Source organism: Lysobacter sp. GQ73 (assembly GCF_059758755.1).
In genome coordinates this window covers 308,362-328,729 of record NZ_JCAXEE010000005.1, presented here as the reverse complement: position 1 = coordinate 328,729, position 20,368 = coordinate 308,362, and the positions used below count along the sequence as shown (strand labels likewise).

Below are 20,368 nucleotides of genomic sequence, written 5' to 3'. Positions count from 1 at the left end.
CAAAGCCTGTCGCTGCGGGGCGCGGGCGGTTTCCGGACCGGTTGGGGCAAGCGCCTCCGGGTTGCCGCAGGACGGGGCGGCCGCTACCATTTCTCGGTTATCCGTAGCGCCGATGCCGGCGTGATGGGCCCTCGACAGGGCTCGCCAGCCACCACCTTCCGCATAGCCCCTCGCCCAGGACACCGGCGCGGACGGGGCGGGAGGGGCAGCCCGCGGAGCACGAAAACGAAAACCACACTGATTTTTCGGGGCTCGAACTGATGAAAGCCGGTCGTTTCAAGCAGTGGGCAGCGGGCGTCGCCGCATCGGCGTTGCCTGTCCTTGCGTTTGCTCAGGCGGCCGATCCCAAGCCGTGGCAGCTGAATATGGGCAAGGGCGTGACCGCCCAGTCGATGAACGCCTACTCGGCGCACATGTTCGCGCTGTGGGTCTGCGTGGTGATCGGCATCCTGGTCTTCGGCGCCATGGCCGTGGCCATGTTCAAATTCCGCAAGTCCAAGGGCGCCGTGCCCGACAAGGACTTCACCCACAGCACCAAGCTCGAGATCATCTGGACCGTGGTGCCGGTGGCGCTGCTGGTGCTGATGGCCTTCCCGGCCACCAGCAAGCTGATCGCGATGTACGACACCCGCAACGCGGCGATGACGGTCAAGGTCACCGGCTTCCAGTGGATGTGGAAGTACGACTACCTCGGCGAGGACGTCTCCTTCACCAGCCGCCTGGACCGCAAGAGCGACCAGCTGCGCCAGGCCGGCAAGCTCGTCACCAAGGCCGAGCACGAGCATTACCTGCTCGACGTCGACAACGTCCTGGTGCTGCCGACCGATACCAAGATCCGCTTCGTGATCACCGCCAACGACGTCATCCACGCTTGGTGGGTGCCGGCGCTGGGCTGGAAGCAGGACGCGATCCCGGGCATCGTCAACGAAGCCTGGACCGAAATTAAGGAGCCGGGCGTCTACCGCGGCCAGTGCGCCGAGCTGTGCGGCAAGGACCACGGCTTCATGCCGATCGTCGTGCGCGCGCTGCCCAAGGCCGAGTACCAGCAGTGGCTGGCCGGGCAGAAGGCCAAGAACGCGCCGGCGCCCGCCGCCGCGCCGGCGGCTCCGGCCGCTGCACCTGCGGCCGCTCCGGCCGATGCCGCTCCGGCTTCCGCCGCAGCCCCGAACACCGACACCACGACCGCCGCGGCTTCGCCCGCCGCGATCGCCGGTTGATCGTCAGCATTCTTCAGAGGTAGGCCATGGCAGCCACGCACCCCGTCGCCGATCATCACGATCACCACGATGATCACGCCCACAAGCAGGGCTTCATCGAGCGTTGGTTCTTCTCGACCAACCACAAGGACATCGGCACGCTGTATCTGATCTTCAGCTTCGTGATGTTCATCATCGGCGCGGCCATGTCGGTGGTGATCCGCGCCGAGCTGTCGCAGCCGGGCTTGCAGTTCGTCGAGCCGATGTTCTTCAACCAGATGACCACCATGCACGCGCTGGTGATGATCTTCGGCGGCGTGATGCCGGCCTTCGTCGGCCTGGCCAACTGGATGATCCCGCTGCAGATCGGCGCGCCGGACATGGCGCTGCCGCGCATGAACAACTGGTCGTTCTGGATCCTGCCCTTCGCCTTCACCCTGCTGCTGATGACCCTGTTCCTGCCGGGCGGCGCGCCGGCCGGCGGCTGGACGCTGTACCCGCCGCTGTCGCTGCAGGGCGGCAGCAACGTCGCTTTCGCGATCTTCGCCATCCACATGATGGGCATCAGCTCGATCATGGGCGCGATCAACGTCATCGCCACCATCCTCAACATGCGCGCCCCGGGCGTGGACCTGTTGAAGATGCCGATCTTCTGCTGGACCTGGCTGATCACCGCCTTCCTGCTGATCGCGGTGATGCCGGTCCTGGCCGGCGCGGTGACGATGCTGCTGACCGACAAGTTCTTCGCCACCTCGTTCTTCAACGCGGCCGGCGGCGGCGACCCGGTGATGTTCCAGCACATCTTCTGGTTCTTCGGTCACCCCGAGGTCTACATCATGATCCTGCCGGCGTTCGGCGTGGTGTCGGAGATCATCCCGACCTTCAGCCGCAAGCCGCTGTTCGGCTACCAGGCCATGGTGTACGCGACCGCCTCGATCGCCTTCCTCTCGTTCATCGTGTGGGCCCACCACATGTTCACCGTCGGCATGCCGCTCGGTGGCGAGATCTACTTCATGTTCGCGACGATGCTGATCGCGGTGCCGACCGGCGTGAAGGTGTTCAACTGGGTCACCACCATGTGGCGCGGTTCGATCTCGTTCGAGGCGCCGATGCTGTGGGCGATCGCGTTCGTGATCCTGTTCACCATCGGCGGTTTCTCCGGCCTGATGCTCGCGATCGTGCCGGCCGACTTCCAGTACCACGACACTTATTTCGTGGTCGCGCACTTCCACTACGTGCTGGTGACCGGCGCGCTGTTCTCGATCATCGCCGCGGTGTACTTCTGGTGGCCCAAGTGGACCGGCCGGATGTACAGCGAGCCGATGGCCAAGTTCCATTTCTGGTGGACGATGATCTTCGTCAACCTGCTGTTCTTCCCGCAGCACTTCCTGGGCCTGGCCGGCATGCCGCGCCGCATCCCGGACTACAACGTGGTGTTCGCGGACTGGAACCTGATCAGCTCGATCGGCGCGTTCGGCATGTTCGTCACGCCGTTCATGATGGCCTTCATCCTGCTGCGTTCGCAGAAGGTCGGCGCCAAGGCCGAGGCGCGGGCCTGGGAAGGCGCGCGCGGTCTGGAATGGACCGTGCCGAGCCCGGCTCCGCACCACACCTTCGGTACGCCGCCGGTGATCCGCGACGGCGATCTGGCCCACGGCGACATCACCCACTGAACCCGACAGGACACAGGACCCCGCGACCGGCTCCGGCAGCGACCGCTTCGATCCGATAGCGCGCTGCCCGGCCCAGGCGACTCAAGATGACCCAGCCCCACGACCAGCACGACCTCGCCCATCGCCGTTCGGCCGCGCGCCGTACGGCGTTGTGGTTTGGGCTGGCCGCGGTGGCGGTGTACGTCGCCTTCATCCTCAGTGGGGTGCTGTCCAAGTGAGCGCCGACGACGCCAAGGCCAACGCCGAGGTCCGCCGCCAGGCGAGCCCGAAGATGATCCGGCTGATGGTGCTGGTGGCACTGGGCGCGTTCGGTTTCACCTTCGCCCTCGTGCCGATGTACCGGATCGCCTGCGAGAAGGTGTTCGGCATCCGCCTGGAACGCGGCGTGGTCGAGGCGAAGGCGGCCACCGCGCCGGTCGCCGACCGACTGGTCACGGTGCAGTTCGACGGCAGCGTCAATTCCAAGCTGCCCTGGGACTTCAAGCCGCAGCAGTTCAGCATGCAGGTGCGTCCGGGCGAGCAGTACGAGACCACTTATTACGCCCGCAACACCACCGACCGCGCCATCGTCGGCAGCGCCTCGCCGTCGGTCGCGCCGGCGCGGGCCTCGGGCTATTTCAACAAGACCGAATGCTTCTGCTTCACCGCCCAGACCCTGCAGGCGGGCGAGTCGCGCGACATGCCGGTGCGTTTCATCGTCGACCCGAACCTGCCGGCCGAGATCAAGACGATCACACTGTCCTACACTTTCTCCAAGAACGACGTGCTCACGGCGCGCCTGCAGCAAGGAACGGTGTCCAAGACCGCCTCCTCGCCGCTGTCGGCGCCGTAAGCGGCTCAGCACCATTCAAACCAGCACCACTTATCACTGGAACGCCGCCATGGCCCACGCTCACACGCCAGACGCCAACATCTACTACGTGCCGCACAGCAGCCGCTGGCCGTTCCTCGGCTCGATCGGCCTGTTCACGACCATGATCGGCGTCGCCAGCTGGCTCAACGAAGTCAGCTGGGGCAAGCCGGTGTTCTTCGTCGGCCTGGCGATGATGGTCGGCGTGCTGTTCGGCTGGTTCGGCGACGTCATCCGCGAATCGGTGCGCGGCAACTACAACAAGCAGGTCGACGTCTCGTTCCGGATGGGGATGATCTGGTTCATCTTCTCCGAGGTGATGTTCTTCGCCGCGTTCTTCGGCGCGCTGTTCTACGCCCGCACCCTGGCCTTGCCGTGGCTCGGCGGCGAAGGCGACGGCGTGATGACCAACAGCCTGCTGTGGCCGCAGTTCAGCGCCGCCTGGCCGAGCGCCGGCCCGGCCGAAGTCGGCGGCGCGTTCCAGACCATCCCGGCCTGGGGCCTGCCGCTGCTCAACACCCTGATCCTGCTGACCTCGGGCTCCACGGTCACCGCCGCGCACCACGCGCTCAAGGGCGGCCACCGCAAGTCGCTGCTGTTCTGGCTGGGCCTGACCGTGCTGCTGGGCTGCGTGTTCCTGTTCTTCCAGGCCGAGGAATACATCCACGCCTACACCGAGCTCAACCTGACCCTGGGTTCGGGCATCTACGGCTCGACTTTCTTCATGCTCACCGGTTTCCACGGCCTGCACGTGACCCTGGGCACGATCATGCTGGCGATCATCTGGTTCCGTTGCCTCAAGGGCCATTTCGACAAGGACAACCATTTCGCGTTCGAGGCGGTGGCCTGGTACTGGCACTTCGTCGACGTGGTCTGGCTCGGCCTGTTCCTGTTCGTGTACGTGCTGTAAGCGCGAGCGCAGGAGCGGCAAAGCACGACGAGAGGCCGGCGCTGCCGGCCTTTCGTTTTTTGAGCCGAGGGTGGGCGTGGCCCCCGCGCGGCCGCGGCCGGATGCCGATACCGACGCCGGCAAGACGGGCCTACCTGTAACTTGTCGGGACGTCGTTCCCGCGAAGGCGGGAATCCAGGCACTTCGGGCGTGCTTGCCCGACAGGATCAATTCGGGTTGGAGCCGACCCCGTGCGGTTCGATCCAGCCCATCCACATCGCGAACAGGATGATGGCGATCAGCGCGATGGACAGCGCGATGCGGCGGGTCAGCGCATTGACCGTGCGCTTGCTCCCGCCTTTGTCCACCAGCATGTAGTACAGGCCTGCACCCAGGTTCCAGAGGATGACGATCAGGAAGCCGACCACCAGCAGGATCTTCAGCGACTCGTTCACCGCGGGCTCCTCAAGTGCGCGCCGGACGCGCGCGGCTGCGATCGGTGGATTATCGCAGCCCGCCGGGAGGATGGGGTGAGCCGCCGCGGCACCCTGCTGTTCGGCTGGACGCTCGCGCTCGCCGCGATCGCGCTGTTCGCCAACCTGGGGCTGTGGCAGGCCCGGCGCGCGGTCGAGAAGCAGGCCATGCTCGATGCCGCCGCCGCGGTCCTGGGCGCGCGCGTGCCGCGGCCGCTGGCTGCGGCCGGCGACCCGGCGCGCGTGCGCGACTACGACTGGGCGGTGGGGCAAGGCCGGTTCGACGAGCGCGGCGCGCTGCTCCTCGACAACCAGCAGCGCAACGGACGTGCCGGCGTGCGCGTCTATCGCATCTTCGTGCCGGTGCAGGGCGGGCCCTTGCTGGTCGACCTGGGCTGGTTGCCGCTCGGCGGCGATCGCAAGCTGCCGGCCATCGCCCGGCCGGACGGCGAACTCGGCTTGCGCGGGCTGCTCGCGCCGCCGCCGTCGACCGGCCTCGCGCTGGGCCCGGGCCTGGGCCGCGAAGGCGAGGCCTGGCTGTTGACCCGGGTCGAGCCGAAGGCGATCGCCGAAGCCACCGGCCTGTCGGTGCCGCTTGCGCCGCGCGTGTTGCGCCTCGATCCGGCGCTCGAACTCGGCTACGAGCGCGACCTGGAACTGCTCGCCAACACCTTGCCGCCGGACAAGCACCGCGGTTACTCGCTGCAGTGGTTCGCGCTCGCCCTGGCGGTGCTGGTCACCGCCCTGATCCTCACGTTCCGCCCTCGGCGTCGACAACCATGACCACACCCGACCCTTCCTCGCAGCGCAATCGCAACCGCCTGGTGCTGGTGCTGATCGCGGCGTTCTTTTTCGTGCCGATGTTGATCGCCGGGATCATGCGCTTCACCGATCACCATCCGGCGGCGAGCCGCCAGCACGGCGAGCTGCTCGAGCCCAAGCCCGACCTGCGCGCGCTGCGGCCGCGCCTGGCCGACGGCCGCGTCTACGCCTGGAACCCGCCGGCGCGGATCTGGCGCATCGTGGTCGCGCCGGCGCCGGATTGCGCCGCGGCCTGCGTCGAGTTGTCGCAGCAGCTCGATACGGTCTGGCAGCTGTTCGGCAAGGATGCCGACCAGGTCGAGCTGCTCTGGCTCGGCGAGCCGCCGGCCGGGGCCAAGCGCCCGCCCAGCCTGCGCGTGCTCGGCCTCTCGCCGGAGCTGCGCGCGCAACTGCCGCGACTGAACGACCCGGCCGGCCTGCCGCTGTACGTGATCGACCCGAACGGCTTCGTGATTCTGCGTTACGCTCCCGGCACCGATCCGGGCGGGCTGCGCGCCGACCTGGCCAAGCTGCTGAAACTGATGTGAGCGGCGCGGCACGAGCCGGTCGCGGCAGCGGCCGGTAGTCGGGCGCCGATCCGGCACCCAGAGTTTGCAGGAACGAGTTTTCGAATGAGCGCAACCCACAAGCCCGGATCCTCCGATCCGTTCACCAACGGCCTGAGCAAGACCGGCCTGTCGAAGAATTTCCATCGCATCGCCTGGCTGGCGGTCGCTCTGGCGCTGTGCGTGATCGTGTTCGGCGCCTTCGTGCGCCTGTCCAACGCCGGCCTGAGCTGCCCGGACTGGCCGACCTGCTACGGCCGCGCGGCCTGGCCGACCAGCGCCCACGAAATCACCGACCACGTCGCCACCGCGATCCGTCCGGTCGAGGTGCACAAGGCCTGGCGCGAGCAGTTCCACCGCATGATCGCCGGCCTGCTCGGCGTGCTGGTGCTGATCCTGGCGCTGGTGTCGGCGCGCAAGCGCGCCTACGGCGTGCCGCAGGTGATCGTCGCGGCCGCGCTCGTGGCCGTCGCGATACCGCTGTACATGAAAGGCCAGCATGTCGCGGCTTCGGCATTGGCGATCGTCGGCGAGGCGATCCTGCTGGCCGCCGCGCTGCGCTGGAGCAATACCGATCTGTCGCGGGTGTCGGCGCTGACCCTGGCGGTGATCATCTTCCAGGCCCTGTTGGGCATGTGGACGGTCACCTGGCTGCTCAAGCCGGTGGTGGTCATGGGTCATCTGCTCGGCGGCCTGCTGACCTTCTCGCTGTTGGTGTGGACCGCATGGCGCGCGATCGGCCAGCCGATCCGCCTGGCCGACGCGTCGAGCGTGCGGCGGCTGCTGATGCTCGGCGTCGCCGTGCTCGGCGTGCAGATCGCGCTCGGCGGCTGGACCAGCGCCAACTACGCCGCGCTGGCCTGCGGCAACGATTTTCCGACCTGCGTCGGCCAGTGGTGGCCGCGCCACGACTTCGGCGAGGCCTTCGTGCTGTGGCGCGGCATCGGCGTGGACTACGAAGGCGGGATCCTCGACGGCGAGGCGCGCATCGCGATCCAGCTGGCTCACCGCATCATGGCCGGCGTGGTGTTCGTCTATCTGCTGGGCCTGACGGTGAAGCTGCTGCGCACGCCCGGCATGCGCGGCTGGGCGAGCCTGCTCGGCGTCCTGACCCTGGCCCAGGTCGGCCTGGGCATCGCCAACGTCAAGCTCGGCCTGCCGCTCGCGGTCGCGGTCGCGCACAACGCCGGCGCCGCACTGCTGCTGTTCGCGCTGGTCTCGCTGCTCGCCCGCCTGCGCACGCCGGAGGTCTGATGAACACCGCCAAGCGCCCGACCGCCAAGCAGTACTGGGACCTGACCAAGCCGCGCGTCGTCGCGCTGATCGTGTTCACCGCCTTCGTCGGCATGTTCCTGGCCGTGCCGGGCTGGCCGCCGCTGCGCGAATCGGTGCTCGGCTTCTTCGGCATCTGGCTGGCCGCGGCGTCGGCGGCGACCATCAACCAATTGCTGGACTCGCGCATCGACGCCAAGATGGCGCGCACCTCGTGGCGGCCGATCGTCGCCGGGCAGGTCTCACCGACCCAGGCGCTGGTGTTCGCGCTGATCCTGGCGGCGTTGTCGATGACCATCCTGGTGGTGTGGGTCAACGCGCTGACCGCGTGGCTGACCTTCGCCTCGCTGATCGGCTACGCGGTGGTCTATACGGTGTTCCTCAAGCGCGCCACCCCGCAGAACATCGTCATCGGCGGCATCGCCGGCGCGGCGCCGCCGCTGCTCGGCTGGGCCGCGGTCACCGGCATGCAGGGCGAGTGGGACTGGGCCCATGCGCTGCTGCTGGTGCTGATCATCTTCGTGTGGACGCCGCCGCATTTCTGGGCGCTGGCGATCTTCCGCCGCGCCGACTACGCGCGGGCGATGGTGCCGATGCTGCCGGTCACCCACGGCGTCGAGTACACCCGCTGGCAGATCCTGTTCTACACGATCCTGCTGACGGTGGTGTCGGTGCTGCCGTGCGTATTCGGCATGAGCGGTTACTTCTATCTGTTCGGGGTGTTGGTGCTGGACGCGGTGTTCCTGTACCACGCCTGGAAGCTGATGAACCCGCCCGACGAACTGTACGCGATGCGGGTTTTCAACTACTCGATCGTCTACCTGATGGTGTTGTTCGCATTCCTGCTGATCGACCACTGGCTGCCCTCGTCGATGCAGTCGGCGCCCTTGCTCGAACTGCAGCGAATGCATTGATCGTCCGCGCCGCGCCGGCGCCAGTCACTAGGGGACCACCGTCGATGAAGCACCGGATCGTCCGTTCCGTCGCGGCGCTGCTGCCGCTGTCGGCCCTCGCCGCCGCGCAGGCACAGGAGCCCGCCGCGCAGGCGCAGGGCGCCGCACCGCCGCGCGAGCTGGTGGTCACCGCGGCCAGGCTGTTCGATGCGCGCAGCGGGCGGCTGACCGACCACCCGCAGGTGCTGATCCGCGACGGCCGCATCGCCGAGGTCGGCCGCGCCGGCGACGCGGCGCCGGCCGGCGCGCGACGCCTCGACCTGCCCGGCATGACCCTGCTGCCGGGCCTGATCGACATGCACACCCACCTCGACGCCGACCCGACCTACGGCGGCTATACCGGACTGCAGTTCAACGACCGCTTCTGGTCGGTGCTCGCGGTCAAGCACGCGCAGGACACCCTGGCCGCCGGTTTCACCACGGTGCGCAATCTCGGCGCCGATGCCTGGAACGATGTCGGCCTGCGCCAGGCGATCGACGAGGGCAAGCTGCGCGGCCCGCGCATCGTCTCGGCCGCCTACGGTTTCGGCGCCACCGGCGGCCATTGCGACTCGACGTTCTTCCCGCCGTCGATGCAGCAGCGCAGCCCTTACAACGCCGACTCGCCCGAGCAGGCGCGCCAGCACGTGCGAGAGCTGCGCAAGTACGGCGCACAGGTGATCAAGATCTGCGCCACCGGCGGGGTGTTCTCGCGCAACACCGAACCCGGCCAGCAGCAGCTGAGCCTGGAGGAGATGAAGGTGGTGGCCGACGAGGCGCATCGCTGGGGGCTCAAGGTCGCCGCGCATGCGCACGGCAGCAGCGGGATCAAGGACGCGATCCGTGCCGGCATCGACACCATCGAGCACGCCAGCCTGATCGACGAGGAAGGCATCCGCCTGGCCAAGCAGCACGGCACCTGGCTGTCGATGGACATCTACAACACCGAGTACACCCAGGCCGAGGGCAAGAAGAACGGCGTGCTCGAAGACAACCTGCGCAAGGACCGGGAAGTCGCCGACATCCAGCGCGAGAATTTCCGCCGCGCCCACCAAGCCGGGGTCAGGATGGTCTACGGCACCGACACCGGGGTCTATCCGCACGGCCACAACGGCCGCCAGTTCGCGGTGATGCAACGCTACGGCATGAGCGCGGCGCAGGCGATCCAGGCGGCCACCGCGAACGCGGCCGAAGCGCTGGGCCGCCAGGACGTCGGCCTGATCGAGAAAGGCCGCTGGGGCGACATCATCGCAGTCGCCGGCGACCCGACCCAGAACGTCGCCCTGCTCGAATCGGTGCCGGTGGTGATCAAGGGCGGCGAGGTGGTCAAGGACGCGCGTTGAGCCGTTCGGCCGCGCGCGGCCGGACTCAGTCGGCGACGTCCTCGGCCGGTTGCGCCGGCAGCGCCCGGCGCGCATAGCGGCGCGCGAGCTGGGCGCAGACGATCAGCTGGATCTGGTGGAACACCATCACCGGCAGCACGATCGCGCCGAGCGCGCTGCTCGCGAACAGGATCTTGGCCATCGGCACGCCGGTGGCCAGGCTTTTCTTGGAGCCGCAGAACACGATCGCGATTTCGTCCTCGCGCGAAAACCCCAGGCGGCGCGCGGCGAAGGTCGTGGCGAACATCGCCACCGCGAGCAGCGCCGCGCAGACCGCGAACACGACGTACAACGCCTGCACGGGCGTGCTCTGCCACAGCCCGGTGGCGACCGAGGCGGCGAAGGCGGTGTAGACCACCAGCAGCACCGTGCCCTGGTCGGTGTAGCGCAACAGCGCGCGCCGGCGCTCGACCCAGCCGCCGATCCAGCGCCGCAGCAGATGGCCGGCGACGAAGGGCAGCAGCAACTGCAGCACGATCTTGCCGATGGCCTCGGCCGGATGCGCCATCGCGCCCTGTGCGCCGGCCAGCGCGCTCATCAGCAGCGGCGTCAGGAATACGCCGAGCAGGCTCGAAGCGGAGGCGCTGCACACCGCCGCGGGCACGTTGCCGCCGGCCATCGAGGTGAAGGCGATCGAGGACTGCACGGTCGAGGGCAGGGTGCACAGGAACAGCAGGCCGAGATACAGCTCCGGGGTCAGCAGGCGCCCGGACAAGGGTTTCAGCGCCAGGCCGAGCAACGGAAACAGAACGAAGGTGCTGGCGAAGATCAGCAGGTGCAGGCGCCAATGCAGGGCGCCGGCGAGAATCGCCTCGCGCGACAGCCGCGCGCCGTGCAGGAAAAACAGCGCGGCGATGGCGAGGTCGGTGAAGCGGTCGAGGGCCGCGGCCGGCGCGCCGCCGAGCGGGAACCACCAGGCCAGCGCGACCGCCGCCAGCAGGGCCAGGGTGAAGCTGTCGACGCGCAGTCGCTGGAGCCAACTCATCCGGTGCTCGCCTCGCCGGGCAGGTGCGGCAGACTCCGCATTCTGGCCGGCAGCGGCCGGGCGGTCCATCGCGCAATCGCCGAAGCCCGGCGGCTGCGCTTGCTTCGGTCGTTGAGCGCCGTTTTTCCGGGCCTCGACCGCGAGCGCTGACGTACACCTTTGCGGTGGGTCGCGGCTTGCGCCGCTCCTACCCGGAGCGGCGCGGGTTCGCTCAACCTCTCAGCAAGGCCGCACGCGCTCGGCGATCTCGGCCGAGCTGTCGGGGGTCACGTACCAGCGGCCCGGGTCTTCGTACTCGAAGTCGATCGCGACTTCGGCGTCGGCGCGGTGGATGCGCACGATGCAGACCCGCCATGGCGCCTTGCCGGCGACCTGGGTGACCTTGCGCAGTTGTTCGAGGCGGTTCTCGATCTCCACACCCGACGGCGTCAGCGGTTCGCCCGGCTGGCCTTTGTCGTAGCGGAAGCCGTTGAGGCGGCTGATGCCGTCGCCGTACCAGGCGATCAGCGCATATCCGTCCCAGGGCCGCTCGCTGGCCTTGGGGTCGACCACGATCAGGCGTGCGATCTCGCCGAGCAATTCGTCTCTGTTCATGTCCTGCCTTGAGCGTTAGGAAGCGGCTTCGATCAGGTCGTCCATCTGCCCGGTCTCGACCCGATCGTAGCTCTGGCCGGCGCGGTTCTCGAAGGTGACGCGCTGATCGTAAACCCTGTCGCCGTCGGCGGGATCGATCACGTCGTAGGAAATGCGAACACGGTCCGGTCGGTCGGCCTCGCGCGGGGTCAGGTCGATGTCGATGCGCACCTCCATGCCCTGGTCGACCCAGGCCGCCCACTCGTTCTCGAGGGTCTTGTAGGCGCCCATGTTGAAGTTGCCGTTCTGCGGGAACAGGTTCTTCAGGCCCTGGTCGGTGACGAAGCGGTGGCCGAACACGTGCCCGCCCTGGTCGCCGTCGACGCCGCGGCCGGCGGCGGTGCGCTGGGCTTCGGTCTCCTCGTCGCTGCGCTCGATCCCGCTGAACACGGTGCGCAGGGTGCCTTCGGCGTGGATCGGGCGGCCTTCGTCGTCGACGGTCCAGCGCGCGTCGTTGACCTCGCCGGTGTCCGGGTTGACGACCGTCGCCGAAATTTCCTCGGTCTCGCCGCGCGTGCCGGCGTCGAGGCCGAGCCAGTCCTTGAGCCGGCCGATCAGCCCGTCGGCGGCCTCGGCGAGGCCGTTGCCCACGCCTTCGCTATCGATTCCTTCATTATCGGCGCCTTCGGCATAGGCCTCGCGCACCGCGGGGCCGCTGCGGCGTTCGACCGCGGCGGCGATGGCATCGCGCCCGAACGCGGTCTCCAGCTTGCGCAGTTGCGGCGCGTCGAGCGTGCCGGCAAGTTCGTTGGCGAGGCCCTCGCGCTCGGCCACCGGCATCGCTTCGACTTCCGCGCGCAGCCCCTGCAGTTGCGGTGCGGTCAATGCATCGACGGTCGCGCGCGCCTGCGCCGGCTCGGCGCTGCCCAAGCGCTGCGCGGTCGATGCGGCGAACGGTTCGATGCCCGGCGAGGAGCGGTCGAGGTGGACGTTCGGGCTGATCGGGTCGGTCATCGGGCGGGCCTGGCTGCGCGTCAGCCTGGAATCTAGCCAGAATGTGCCGATCCGCCCATTGGGGGAAACCCCAGGAAAACGTGACAGTTCAAAGACTTCGTGCCCGCGAACGGGCGCGTTGGGTCACTTCGCGTGCGGGCCGCCGCCGATCAGGTGCTGCTGCCAGAAGGTCATCATCGCCGCGCCGAAGTAGTCGGTGTTGGCCTTCTTGTGGAAGCCGTGGCCTTCGTCGTCGAACATCAGGAACCACACCGGCACGCCGTTGCCGCGCACCGCCTTCACGATCTGCTCGGCCTCGGTATAGGGCACGCGCGGATCGTTGCGGCCCTGGGCGACGAACAGCGGCGCGCGGATCTTGCCGGCGTTCCTGAGCGGCGAGATGCGCTCGAACACCGCCTTCATCTCGGGCACGCGCTCGTCGCCGTATTCGGCGCGGCGCAGATCCCGGCGATACGACTCGGTGTTGGTCAGGAAGGTGCTGAAGTCGGAGATGCCGACCACGTCGACGCCGGCGCGGATGCGGTCGCTGTAGTGCATCAGCGAGGCCAGCACCATGTAGCCGCCGTAGCTGCCGCCGTACACGCCGACGCGCTGCGCATCGAGTTCGGGCTGGGCCGCGATCCAGTCGAGCAGCGCGCCGATGTCCTTGACCGAGTCCTCGCGCTTCTCGGCGTTGTCCAGGCCGAGGTAAGTGCGGCCGTAGCCGGCCGAGCCGCGCACGTTCGGCACCAGCGTCGCCACGCCGAGCTCGTTGGCCAGGAATTGGGCGTTGGCGTTGAAGCTCGGCTGCGCCTGCGCTTCCGGGCCGCCGTGGATCTGGATCACCACCGGCAGCTTGGCGCCGGCGGGAATCTTCGCCGGCCGGTAGTAAAACGCCGGGATCGTGCGCGGCCGGCCGTCGACGCGGTCGAAGGTCGGATAACGGATCAGGCTCGGCGCCACGAAGCGGCTGGAGTCGAGGCCGCCGACCTCGCTGCGGGTCCAGCGCACCAGCCGTTTCGCGCCCAACTCGATCACGTACACGTCGCTCGGCGAGGTGGCGGTGTTGATCGACACGGCGATGCGCCGGCCGTCGGGCGAGAACTCGGCGCCGCCGATCACCCCGACCGGCAGCGCCGGCAGCTCGATTTCTTTATGCCCGGGCAGCGACAGCAGGTGCAGCTTGCCGATGCCGTCCTCGTTGCTGACGAACAGCAGGTGGCGGCCGTCCTCGGACAGGCTGAGGTCGCCGACGTCCCAGGGAATGCCGGCGCTGAGCACCTCGAACTTGCCGCTCGCCGGCTCGTGCCGGCGCAGGGTAGCGAACTCCTGCGGCTTGCCGTCGAGGATTTCGTTGGAGACGTAGTAGACCGCCTTGCCGTCCCTGGAGAAGCGGAAATCGCTGATCGCCGCCTTGCCGCCGTCGACCGGGAACAGCTGCAGCTTGCCGCTGTCCAGCTCGACCAGGCCCGGATAGGTTTCGCTGGCCGAGACGTACTTGCTCACCAGCAGTTGTTTGCCGTCCGGCGAGAAATCCGAAGCGCTCCAGGTGCCGCCCTCGGTCACCACCGCGCGCGCCTTGCCGGTGGCGAGGTCCATCACCCATACGTCGGTGTCGCGGCCGTTGCGCACGGTGCTGCTGTAGGCCAGTTGCCTGCCGTCGTGCGAGAAGCGCGGGTCCTGGTTGCGCGCCTTGCCGTCGGTGAGCAGGCGGGTCTCGCGGCTGGCCAGGTCGAACCAGTGCAACTGCCAGAACTCGTTGCCGCCGACGTCCTTGCCGAATACGAAGCCGTCGAGCGGTTTCGGCGCCGCCACCAGGCCGTTGAGCGGCTCGCGCTGGAAGGTCAGTTGCTCGCGCATGCCCATGGGCTCGCAGACGCGGTGCGCCTGCTGGGTCTCGGCGAAGCGCGTGGCGATCAGCAGGCAGCCGTCGGCGGTCCAGCCGCCGAGGCTGGCGCCGCGTGTGTTCTGGTAGCGCTCGAGGCGTTCGAGCAGGGCCGGCGCGATCGCCGGCAGGTTTTCGCTGACGCGGTTGCCGTGGTGCTCGCGCACGACGGGGTCTGCCGCGTGGGCCGGCAGGGAGACGACGCAGGCCACGGCCAGCGCAGCGACGGACAAGGCATGGCGCAGCGACATCGGCGTTCTCCCCGGGAAGGGTGCGGGCGCTCCGCGGCCGCGGAATTCTGGCGTACCCCTCCCGAGCTTAGCGCGCCCGCCGCGGCGCGATCCGTCCCGAAAGTCACGGCTCGGGCGCTGGCGCGTTTGCCTTAGAGTGCCGCGACAGCGCGTGACCGAGCGCACGAATCGCCGCAGCCGCGCGCGAGGGTTCATTCCAGGGAGGATTCGATGATCGACAGAAGGACGTTTCTGATTGGCGGCGCCGGCGCGCTCGCCATTGCCTGGGCCGGCGCCGGCTCGGCCGGGGCTAGCTCGGCCGACGATGTCCGGGCGGACAGCCCGGCGCCGCGTTGGCCGCCGTACGCGGACGCGATGGTGATCGACGGTTGCGGCTTCATCGCCGGCGACGACGGCGCGCCGGGCGCGGCCCTGTCGGCGCGCCTGATCGACGACGCGCGCCGCAGCGGCCTGCGCGTCATCCAGACCACGGTCGGCCCGGTCGCGCAGTACGAAGGCGCCTACGAGGAGACGGTGCGCAGTATCGGTTTTTGGGAGAACGAGATCCTCGCCCATCCGCAGGTGTTCATGCCCGTGCGCAGCGGCGCCGACCTGGCGACCGCGCGGCGCGAGAAGAAACTCGGCGTGGTCTATCAGTTCCAGGACAGCGCGCCGATCGGCGAGAAGCTCGAGCGCGTCGACGACTTCCACCGGCTCGGCGTGCGCACCGTGCAGCTGACCTACAACCTGCGCAACCTGGTCGGCGACGGTTGCCTGGAACCCGGCAACGCCGGCCTGAGCCGCTTCGGCCATCGCCTGATCGAACGCCTCAACGAGCGCCGCATCCTGGTCGATCTGGCCCACAGCGGGCGCCGCACCGCGACCGAGGCGATCGCCGCCTCGAAGGCGCCGGTGCTGATCAGCCACACCGGCTGCGCCGCGCTGGTCGATCGCCCGCGCAACAAGACCGATGCCGAGCTGCGCGCGGTCGCAGACGGCGGCGGCGTGGTCGGCATCTACCTGATGCCGTTCCTGCGCGAAAGCGGCCAGACCACCGCCGCCGACGTCGTCCGCCACCTCGAACACGCCCTGCGGGTCTGCGGCGAAGACCACGTCGGCATCGGCACCGACAACCTCGTCTCGCCGGTGCGGCTGAGCGAGAAATACAAGCGGCAACACCGCGAGGCGATCCAGGAGCGGCGCCGGCTCGGCATCTCGGCGGCCGGCGAAAGCGAGGAGGTGTATCTGTTCGTGCCCGACCTCAACACGGTCGACCGCTTCGAGACCCTGGCCGCATTGTTGTCGGCGCGCGGACATTCCGATGCGCGCATCGGCAAGATCCTCGGCGGCAACTTCGCCCGGGCGATGGCGGAGGTGTGGGGATGAGGCTTCGGCGCGTTTGCGATGCTGAGCCGTTGCCGCTGTAGGAGCGGCGTGAGCCGCGACCGACCGTAGAGGCGATCGAAAGCGCTGCGACCGAAGCCAGGACAATCGGCTGGCTTTTGCGTGTCGGCACGGTTTATTCGGACCTCGGATAGGGCGCTGACGTTCACCTCTTCGGTTGGTCGCGACTCACGTCGCTCCTGCAAGCGGAGCGGTGCTCAGGGCCCCGGCGCTTTCGCCAACCGGGCCTGCTGCAGCGACAGCAGCTCGCGTTTTTCCTCGCTGCTCAGGCCGACTTCGCGGTGCTGGTGCTGCAGCTCGGCCAGGCGCTGTTCGATGGTCTGCTTGTCGAGCTGGGCGACCGCGTCGAGAAACTCGCGTTGCAAGGTGTCGTCGTCGCCGGGCAGGCTGTGGCTGGCGAGCTTCTGCAGGGCGCCGGCCTGCTCGTGGCCGGCGAACTGTTCGAGCAGCGCACCGGTGCTGATTTCCGGGCGTTGCTGGACCAGGTCGACGATCTCGACGAGCAGGTCGATGCCGGGCTGGCGCAGTTCGGCGAAGCGGTAGGGCGGGGTCAGCGCGGCGGCCAGCGAGGGCTTTTGCAGCAACACCGAGATCGCGCTGCGCACCAGGCTGCGCTTCGGCGTCGGCGCATGGCGCCCGCCGCCGCCGTGCGCGCGCTGCGTCGGTACGTGGGTGTCGGGGCTCGAAGCGCGCGCGCCGACCCCGGTCAGTTCGGTCAGGCGCTGCTTCATCAGATCGCCGAAGGCGCCGTCGGGAATCTGCGCGAGCAGCGGCTTGGCGCGTTCGGCCAAGCGGCCCTTGCCTTCGAGGGTGTTGAGATTGACGTCGGCGGCGAGCGAATCGAACAGGAACTGCGACAGCGGCGTGGCCTCGCGCAGGCGCCGGTCGAAGCCCTCGGCGCCTTCCTGTCGCACCAGCGAATCCGGGTCCTCGCCGTCGGGCAGGAACAGGAAGAAGGCCTGGCGCCCGTCCTTCATGCGCGGCAGCACCGACTCGACCGCCTTCCAGGCCGCGCCGCGGCCGGCGCGGTCGCCGTCGAAACAGAAATACACGTCGGCGGCGTTGCGGAACAGCAGCTCGGCGTGGTCGGGCGTGGTCGCCGTGCCGAGCGTCGCCACCGCGGTGTCGACGCCGTGCTGGAACAGCGCGATCACGTCCATGTAGCCTTCGACCACGATCAGGCGCGGGATCTTGTTGTGGGTCTGGCGCACCTGCCACAGGCCGTACAGTTCGCGGCCCTTGTGGAACAGCGGCGTCTCCGGCGAGTTGAGGTATTTCGGCCCGTCTTCCTTGTCGAGCACGCGGCCGCCGAAGGCGATGGTGCGCCCGCGCCGGTCGTGGATCGGGAACATCACCCGGTCGCGGAACTTGTCGTAGACGCGGCCGCTGTCGTTCTTGGAAAACAGTCCGGCGCGTTCGAGCAGGCGCATGCGCCGCTCGTCGGTGCCGAGCGCATCGCGCAGCGCGTTGAAGCCGTCGGGCGCGTAGCCGATGCCGAAGCGCTCGCGTATGTCGGCGCTGACCCCGCGGCTGTCGAGATAGCCCTGGGCCTTGCCGCTGTGGGCGTATTGTTTCTGGAAGAAGCGCGACGCGGCCTCGACCGTGCTGAACAAGTCCTGGGTGTCGGAGTCTTCGTTGCGCGCGCGGGTGTCGCGCGGCACTTCGACGCCGACCCGCTTGGCGAGCTCTTCGACCGCGTCGAGGAATTCGAGGCGGTCGTAGTTCATCAGGAAGCTGATCGCGGTGCCGTGCGCGCCGCAGCCGAAGCAGTGATAGAACTGCTTGGTCGGCGAGACCGTGAACGAGGGCGAGCGCTCGTCGTGGAACGGGCAGCGCGCCGAGTATTCCTTGCCCTGGCGTTTCAACGGCACGCGCGTACCGATCACCTCGACGATGTCGGTGCGCGCCAGGAGGTCGTCGATGAAACCGTCGGGAATGCGGGCCATGCGTAGGGCGCCCGCGAGGGGGCGGCGTTGCTCGTCGTGGTCTGACCGGAAGGCGTCTAGGATGCCATGCGCGGCCAGCGCGCGACGGTTCGGGTCGTGGCCGCTCGGCCTCGCAGGGGCGTCGGCGGCGCCCTGTGTCGTCGCTACGAGGCCGGGAGGTCGACCCCGGCGATCGCGCATTCGTCGGCCAGGCGCCGGCGCACGCGGGCGCGTTCGTCGAGCATGGCGGTGATCAGCGCCCCGAGCAGGAACACCACCGCGCAGTAGTACATCCACACCAGCATGATCACCAGGCCGCCGGCCGGGCCGTAGGCGGTGCCGAGGCTGGCCTGGCCGAGGTAGAGGCCGATCGCGCTGCGCCCGAGCATGAACAGCCCGGCGGTCAGCGCGCCGCCGAACAGCGCCCGGCGCCGGCTGACCGGACGGTCCGGCAGCCAGCGGTACATCGCCGCGAACACCAGGGTGTACAGCGCGAATGAGACGATCGCGGCGACCACCGGGAGCAGGTCGGGCACATAGGCGATCAGCAATTGCAGCGCCGCCTGCACCGCCATGGACACCACCAGCAGGAAACCGACGCTGATGACCATGCCGAACGAGAGCAGGCGCTTGCGCAGCCAGGCGGCGATCCCGCCCAGGCGCTTGGCGTCGCTGCGGAACACCCGGTTGAGCGCGGCCTGCAACTGGCCGAACACCACCGAGGCGCCGACCAGCAGCGCCAGGGTGCCCATCAACGCCGCCAGCGAGCCGGTACTGGGGCGGTTTTCGGCGTTGGCTACGATCAGCCGGGCAGTGTTCTCGACTTGGTCGCCGACCAGCAGGCCGATCTGGTGGAAGAATTCTTCCTGCGCCGAGGGATACAGCGCGGTGGTCAGCCACAGCAGCATCAGCACCAACGGCGCCAGCGACAGCAGGGTGTAGAACGACAGGGCGGCGGCCAGGGCGAGGATGTCGTAGTCGATGAAGCGCCGGGCGAACTTGGCCACCCAGCTTTGTTCCAGACGCGCCTGCAGGGCGTGGATGCGCTGCATCGGGCCTTGATCGGCGGCCGCATCGCGGTCGGGCGGGCGCTCGCTGGAGGAACGTTCGGGCGGGGTCGGGGACATGCGGCTCGCGATGACGGCGGACGGATCGCCGATGTCAGTATCCGGGGCCCCAGGTTAGCGAGGCGTGGGCGCGCTGTGCAGGCGCGAGGCAACGAAACGGCCGGGCGTAAGGCCCGGCCGTTCGTGTGCAGCCGACGACAACGGCCGCGATCGGCGGTCATCCGCCGCTATCGGCGGCGATCAATCCCTGAAGTAGTGATCGCGTTCGGAACCTTCGTAGCGGCCCTCGCGCAGGCAACAGTTCCTTGAACCTCCGCATGGAGCCGCAGGGGCACGGGTCGTTGCGGCCCAGCTTCTCGACCAGTTCCTTGTCGCCGTGGACCAGGCGCCGGCCGCGCTTGACCCGGGTTTCGGACGGGAAGCCCTTGCGGCGCTTACGCGTGGTATCGCGGCTCGGCTCGAAAGCAGCCGGTATTGGTGTGTTGACGCTTCATGGTGCACCTCCGGGTGTGCGGCCCTTGCGGGCGGGTTGCGTGGCGGGCAGCCCCAGCCACCCCTCTTCCCGCAGGCGAGAGCGAGGGGCTTGAGCGTGGTTCGAGCGCAGCAGCCTCGAGCGAAGCGGCAGAGGCCGCCGGTACGCGAGGTTTGAAGCCGCCGGGCAGGCCGGCCAGTCCCGTCTCCCGCGCGCGGAAGAGGGGCAGGGCGAGGGCCGGCCCGAAGCCGGGCCCTCGCCCATCGGGCGCGAACTCAGCCCGCCAGGCGCTTCTTCGCCAGCGCCGAGACCAGGCCCATGTCGGCCTTGCCGCCGAGCCTGGCCTTCAGCGGGCCCATCAACTTGCCCAGGTCGGACGGCGCGGCCGCGCCGACTTCGGCGATGACTTCCTCGAGCACGACCAGGATCTCGGCTTCGCCGAGCTTGGCCGGGACGTAACGCTCGATCACCACGATCTCGTCGCGTTCGATCGAGGCCAGGTCCTCGCGCGCGGCCGCTTCGTACTGGCTGACCGAGTCGCGGCGCTGCTTGATCATCTTGTCGAGGATCGCGATCACCGCGGTATCGTCGAGCTCGATGCGCTCGTCGACTTCTTTTTGCTTGAGCGCGGCATTGATCAGGCGGATCACGCCGAGGGACTGCTTGTCGCCGCTCTTCATCGCGGCCTTCATGTCGTCGGTGAGGCGTTGCTTGAGGCTCATGATCTGACCTTGTGGGTGCGGAAAGGGGGAGGGGCGCCGGCGGGCGCGGCGCCGGCCGCGAGGGCCCGGCAGCGCCGA

At 68.8% G+C, this 20,368-nt stretch carries 20 protein-coding genes; 11 read left to right on the top strand and 9 right to left on the bottom strand.

Annotation, left to right across the window (positions count from 1 at the left end; all coding sequences use genetic code 11):
• The first annotated feature begins 260 nt into the window (after positions 1–260).
• From coxB to AC6CH2_RS16595, 5 genes are all read left to right on the top strand, one after another.
• Positions 261–1,217: a cytochrome c oxidase subunit II gene (gene coxB, locus AC6CH2_RS16615; RefSeq protein WP_435397085.1), complete on the top strand. Its 957-nt coding sequence runs from the start codon at positions 261–263 to the stop codon at positions 1,215–1,217.
• 26 nt (positions 1,218–1,243) lie between these two features.
• Positions 1,244–2,869 carry a cytochrome c oxidase subunit I gene (gene ctaD, locus AC6CH2_RS16610; RefSeq protein WP_435397086.1) on the top strand — a complete coding sequence of 542 codons (1,626 nt, stop codon included), beginning with the start codon at positions 1,244–1,246 and terminating at the stop codon, positions 2,867–2,869.
• An 86-nt stretch (positions 2,870–2,955) separates the two neighbouring features.
• Positions 2,956–3,087 carry a hypothetical protein gene (locus AC6CH2_RS16605; RefSeq protein WP_435397087.1) on the top strand — a complete coding sequence of 44 codons (132 nt, stop codon included), beginning with the start codon at positions 2,956–2,958 and terminating at the stop codon, positions 3,085–3,087.
• A 53-nt stretch (positions 3,088–3,140) separates the two neighbouring features.
• Positions 3,141–3,701 (top strand): cytochrome c oxidase assembly protein, encoded by a 561-nt coding sequence (locus tag AC6CH2_RS16600; RefSeq protein WP_498270181.1) that lies wholly within the window; start codon positions 3,141–3,143, stop codon positions 3,699–3,701.
• Positions 3,702–3,750: 49 nt separating this feature from the next.
• On the top strand, positions 3,751–4,629 hold the full coding sequence (locus tag AC6CH2_RS16595) for a cytochrome c oxidase subunit 3 (RefSeq protein ID WP_498270171.1): 879 nt from the start codon (positions 3,751–3,753) through the stop codon (positions 4,627–4,629).
• A 206-nt stretch (positions 4,630–4,835) separates the two neighbouring features.
• Here the strand turns inward: AC6CH2_RS16595 and AC6CH2_RS16590 are convergent, their stop codons facing one another.
• Positions 4,836–5,063, bottom strand: coding sequence for a twin transmembrane helix small protein (locus AC6CH2_RS16590; protein ID WP_435397089.1), 228 nt, complete (start codon positions 5,061–5,063; stop codon positions 4,836–4,838).
• A 75-nt stretch (positions 5,064–5,138) separates the two neighbouring features.
• Between AC6CH2_RS16590 and AC6CH2_RS16585 the strand changes: the two genes are divergently transcribed.
• The 5 genes from AC6CH2_RS16585 (at position 5,139) to AC6CH2_RS16565 (ending at position 9,995) form a co-directional block, all read left to right on the top strand.
• Entirely contained in the window at positions 5,139–5,864 is a 726-nt protein-coding gene (locus AC6CH2_RS16585; protein WP_498270170.1) for an SURF1 family protein, read from the top strand.
• The gene (locus AC6CH2_RS16580) at positions 5,861–6,430 is read left to right on the top strand and encodes a redox-active disulfide-containing membrane protein (protein WP_498270169.1); all 570 of its coding nucleotides are present in this window, start codon (positions 5,861–5,863) and stop codon (positions 6,428–6,430) included. Before AC6CH2_RS16585 ends, AC6CH2_RS16580 begins: the two co-directional genes overlap by 4 nt.
• 84 nt (positions 6,431–6,514) lie before the next feature.
• A complete protein-coding gene (locus AC6CH2_RS16575) occupies positions 6,515–7,702 on the top strand; it encodes a COX15/CtaA family protein (protein ID WP_498270168.1) in 1,188 nt (395 codons plus the stop codon).
• Positions 7,702–8,634, top strand: coding sequence for a heme o synthase (gene cyoE / locus AC6CH2_RS16570; RefSeq protein WP_498270167.1), 933 nt, complete (start codon positions 7,702–7,704; stop codon positions 8,632–8,634). The genes AC6CH2_RS16575 and cyoE overlap by 1 nt, the downstream gene beginning before the upstream one ends.
• A gap of 44 nt (positions 8,635–8,678) precedes the next feature.
• Positions 8,679–9,995, top strand: a complete 1,317-nt coding sequence (locus tag AC6CH2_RS16565; protein WP_498270166.1) for a Xaa-Pro dipeptidase — start codon at positions 8,679–8,681, stop codon at positions 9,993–9,995.
• Between the two features lie 25 nt (positions 9,996–10,020).
• On the opposite strand, the gene AC6CH2_RS16560 is transcribed toward AC6CH2_RS16565, so the two are convergent.
• The 4 genes from AC6CH2_RS16560 to AC6CH2_RS16545 all read right to left on the bottom strand — a co-directional run bounded on the left by AC6CH2_RS16560 (position 10,021) and on the right by AC6CH2_RS16545 (position 14,721).
• Positions 10,021–11,019, bottom strand: a complete 999-nt coding sequence (locus tag AC6CH2_RS16560; RefSeq protein WP_498270165.1) for a bile acid:sodium symporter family protein — start codon at positions 11,017–11,019, stop codon at positions 10,021–10,023.
• A 219-nt stretch (positions 11,020–11,238) separates the two neighbouring features.
• The gene (locus AC6CH2_RS16555; RefSeq protein ID WP_435397275.1) at positions 11,239–11,613 is read right to left on the bottom strand and encodes a hypothetical protein; all 375 of its coding nucleotides are present in this window, start codon (positions 11,611–11,613) and stop codon (positions 11,239–11,241) included.
• Positions 11,614–11,628: 15 nt separating this feature from the next.
• Positions 11,629–12,606: a DNA/RNA non-specific endonuclease gene (locus AC6CH2_RS16550; RefSeq protein ID WP_498270164.1), complete on the bottom strand. Its 978-nt coding sequence runs from the start codon at positions 12,604–12,606 to the stop codon at positions 11,629–11,631.
• Between the two features lie 123 nt (positions 12,607–12,729).
• Entirely contained in the window at positions 12,730–14,721 is a 1,992-nt protein-coding gene (locus AC6CH2_RS16545) for a S9 family peptidase (protein WP_498270163.1), read from the bottom strand.
• Between the two features lie 210 nt (positions 14,722–14,931).
• On the opposite strand from AC6CH2_RS16545, the gene AC6CH2_RS16540 reads away from it, so the two are divergent.
• On the top strand, positions 14,932–16,086 hold the full coding sequence (locus AC6CH2_RS16540) for a dipeptidase (protein WP_498270162.1): 1,155 nt from the start codon (positions 14,932–14,934) through the stop codon (positions 16,084–16,086).
• A gap of 215 nt (positions 16,087–16,301) precedes the next feature.
• Here AC6CH2_RS16540 and dnaG read toward each other — a convergent pair whose 3' ends face one another.
• From dnaG to AC6CH2_RS16520, 4 genes are all read right to left on the bottom strand, one after another.
• Complete coding sequence (gene dnaG / locus AC6CH2_RS16535) at positions 16,302–18,050, bottom strand: DNA primase (protein WP_498270161.1); 1,749 nt, start codon at positions 18,048–18,050, stop codon at positions 16,302–16,304.
• Positions 18,051–18,193: 143 nt separating this feature from the next.
• Positions 18,194–19,081 carry a YihY/virulence factor BrkB family protein gene (locus tag AC6CH2_RS16530; protein WP_498270180.1) on the bottom strand — a complete coding sequence of 296 codons (888 nt, stop codon included), beginning with the start codon at positions 19,079–19,081 and terminating at the stop codon, positions 18,194–18,196.
• A gap of 232 nt (positions 19,082–19,313) precedes the next feature.
• The gene (locus AC6CH2_RS16525) at positions 19,314–19,448 is read right to left on the bottom strand and encodes an SEC-C metal-binding domain-containing protein (RefSeq protein ID WP_498270179.1); all 135 of its coding nucleotides are present in this window, start codon (positions 19,446–19,448) and stop codon (positions 19,314–19,316) included.
• 395 nt (positions 19,449–19,843) lie between these two features.
• The gene (locus AC6CH2_RS16520) at positions 19,844–20,290 is read right to left on the bottom strand and encodes a GatB/YqeY domain-containing protein (protein WP_498270160.1); all 447 of its coding nucleotides are present in this window, start codon (positions 20,288–20,290) and stop codon (positions 19,844–19,846) included.
• Positions 20,291–20,368: the final 78 nt, after the last annotated feature.